Origin of the sequence: Verrucosispora sp. SN26_14.1, assembly GCF_004307965.1 — a bacterium.
Classification (GTDB): domain Bacteria; phylum Actinomycetota; class Actinomycetes; order Mycobacteriales; family Micromonosporaceae; genus Micromonospora.
This window is the reverse complement of record NZ_SISL01000765.1, coordinates 1-1,490: the sequence shown is the minus strand read 5'-3', so window position 1 is coordinate 1,490 and position 1,490 is coordinate 1. Positions and strand designations below refer to the sequence as shown.

The window sequence follows — 1,490 nt, the reverse complement described above, 5'->3', positions numbered from 1 at the left end:
GTCCTGCTCGGTGCGACCGCCGCCGGCGTCGGCGCCCTGGTGGAACTGGCCTCGCCGGCCGGTGCCCCGCCGGTGCCGCCGGCACCGGTGGATCCAGACCGGATTGGAGCTGACCGATGAACACGCCAGTCTCGACGCCGGTCGCCGACACGGGCCGGCTGCCGGCCCTGGTACGCGATGTCGAGCTGACCGAGCCGCTGCCGGCGATCCCGGCGTACGGCCCGGACGGTCGGCGTGTCGAACGGGCCTGGCTGCTGGTCCGACGGCACACCGAGCCGATCGGCTCGCTCCTGCTCGCGGTACCCGAGGCCGGGCTGACCGGGGCCGACCTCGGGCGCGAGATCGGCGCCCGGTGGGGTGGGCCGGTGCCCACCGACGGCTCCGCGTACCTGGCCGAACGCGCCGAGGTGCTGCGGGACGCACCGCACATCACCGTGGTCGTCTGCACCCGGGAACGTCCGCGCGGGTTGGCCCGCTGCCTGGATAGCCTCCTCCGCCAGGACTATCCCCGGTTCCAGGTCCTCGTGGTGGACAACGCCCCGAGCAGCACGGCCACCCGGGATGTGGTCGCCGAGGCCGCCCGTCGTGGGCCGGTGCGGTACGTCGTCGAACCGCGACCGGGACTGTCGCACGCCCGCAACCGCGCGGTCGCCGTCGCGCCCGGCGAGATCCTCGCCTGGATCGACGACGACGAGACAGCCGACCCATACTGGCTCGCCGAGCTGGGCCGGGCGCTGCTCGCACACCCCGAGGCGGACGTCGTCTCCGGTGCCATCGTCCCGGCCGAGCTGGAGACCGACGCCCAGCTGTGGTTCGAGGAGTTCGGCGGGCACAGCAAGGGGCGGGGGTTCACACCCCAGGTCTTCTCCCCGGCCACCGCGCACCTCCAGAGCCCGCTCTATCCGCTGCCACCGTTCGGCACCGGCGGGAACATGACCTTCCGGCCCGGTGCCGTGGAACGGATCGGCGGGTTCGACCCCGCTCTCGGCGCGGGCACGGTGGCGATGGGGTCGGAGGACACCCTGGCGCTGACCCAGGTGCTCCTGACCGGCGGCACGGTCGTTTACCACCCGGCTGCCCTGGTCCGGCATTACCACCGGCGTGACCTGGCCGGGTTGCGCCAGCAGATGGTCGGCTATGGCACCGGGCTGACCGCCGCGTACACCAGCCTCGTGCTCGCCCGGCCGGGGACGCTGCTGCCGCTGGCGCGGCTGGCGCCGACCGCCCTGCGTGACCTGCGTCGCGCGGACGGCCCGCGACTGGCCGGGATCGGTGCCGGGTTCCCGCGCGAACTGCTCGGTGCCAACCGGCGGGGCATGATCCGCGGCCCGCTGGCCTACCTGCGCGCCCGGTGGCGCGATCGCCGCTGGCGCCCGACCTCCTCGACGGCACCGGAAGGTCCTCCCCGATGAACGGTCTCCCGCCGACCACCGGCACCGGGCCGCCCGCGTGCCCGCCGGAGGTCGCCGAGCCGTCGGGTGGTGCCGGGG

At 75.0% G+C, this 1,490-nt stretch carries 1 protein-coding gene; it reads left to right on the top strand.

The window, feature by feature from the left end; all coding sequences use genetic code 11:
- Positions 1-116: 116 nt before the first annotated feature.
- Positions 117-1,412, top strand: coding sequence for a glycosyltransferase family 2 protein (locus EYA84_RS31735; protein ID WP_131057841.1), 1,296 nt, complete (start codon positions 117-119; stop codon positions 1,410-1,412).
- Positions 1,413-1,490: the final 78 nt, after the last annotated feature.